Here is a 791-nt window from a genome sequence, read left to right on the forward strand (position 1 = left end):
GCGATCCGCAAGGAGTCCCGAGGGTTAGGATCCATCGAGGCTTATAAGAGCATAGCTCCGGCGCGTGTCGTAGACCTCGGAGACGTGCCTGTTTACCCGCGAAACTTCGACAAGAGCCTGGATATCATCACCGAGTGCTTCCGCAACTTGTCGGAAAAGGGTGTACTCCCGCTCGTGCTTGGAGGGGATCACACAATTCCTCTGCCTATTCTGCGCGGTCTCTTACGCGGCGGAAATGTCGGTATGGTGCAATTCGATGCTCATAGTGACACCAATGACGAATTCCGCGGCATGAAGATCACTCATGGGACGACTTTCCGCCGTGCCGTGGAGGAAGGACTAATTGATCCAAAGCGAGTAATCCAGATCGGGCTCAGAGGAGGACCGAGGTATACTGAAGAAGACCTTGCGTGGGCGCGCGAGGCAGGCATGACCCTCGTAACCACAGATGTTTTCGAAGAACGCGGTCGCGCGTGGGTAATCGAGGAAGCGCGGCGCGTTGTCGGCAATGCTCCCACCTATATCTCTTTCGATATCGATGGGTTGGATGCGATCTATTGCCCAGGAACCGGCTGTCCCGAGCCGGGTGGATTTTCCATGCGTGATGCAATGGTCATATTGCGGGGCCTTCTCGGCGCGAACATCATCGGCGCAGATATTTGCGAAGTTTGTCCTCCTGTCGATTCCTCCGGTATCACCGCGCTGCACGCAGCTCATCTAGGCTTCGAGTTGCTCTGTCTTTTAGCTGAGACAGCACGAAGCCGCGCGAAGTGAGAAAGACGATGTCAATG

General features: G+C 55.6%; 1 protein-coding gene. It reads left to right on the forward strand.

Annotation, left to right across the window (positions count from 1 at the left end; all coding sequences use genetic code 11):
* Positions 1-774: arginase family protein (locus tag EOC06_RS38070; RefSeq protein WP_128310162.1), on the forward strand; the 774-nt coding region annotated here is incomplete at its 5' end.
* Between the last annotated feature and the right edge of the window lie 17 nt (positions 775-791).

This window comes from Mesorhizobium sp. M7A.F.Ca.MR.362.00.0.0, from assembly GCF_004023175.1.
Classification (GTDB): Bacteria; Pseudomonadota; Alphaproteobacteria; order Rhizobiales; family Rhizobiaceae; genus Mesorhizobium.